Source organism: Pseudoalteromonas sp. S3178, from assembly GCF_005886985.1.
In the GTDB taxonomy this organism is placed as follows: Bacteria; Pseudomonadota; Gammaproteobacteria; order Enterobacterales; family Alteromonadaceae; genus Pseudoalteromonas; species Pseudoalteromonas carrageenovora.
In genome coordinates, this window is record NZ_PNCW01000251.1 from 1 (window position 1) to 308 (window position 308).

Below are 308 nucleotides of genomic sequence, written 5' to 3' on the forward strand. Positions count from 1 at the left end.
GACTGTGATTGCAGTGGCGCAGTGGCCAGTGACTGCCAATGGCAAAGTCGATAAAAAAGCGCTGCCAGCGCCTTCAGAAACCCTAGTGGGGGCTGCCTATCAGGCCCCGCAAACGGAAATAGAGAGTGTCTTGCAGAAGTTATGGGCCGAGTTGTTACAGCTCGATTGCGAACAGGTGAGCACCACCGCCAACTTCTTTGAGTTGGGGGGCGATTCCATCCTTAGCATTCAACTGGTGTCACGCGCCGCCAAAGCGGGGCTGCACTTCAGCGCTCGAGCTTTGTTTGAAGCGCAGACCATCCGTCAGT

The 308-nt window shown here is 55.8% G+C and carries 1 protein-coding gene; it reads left to right on the plus strand.

Annotated features, from left to right (window positions below; genetic code table 11):
• Positions 1–28 precede the first annotated feature (28 nt).
• Positions 29–308: phosphopantetheine-binding protein (locus CWC11_RS20830; protein WP_171038484.1), on the plus strand; the 280-nt coding region annotated here is incomplete at its 3' end.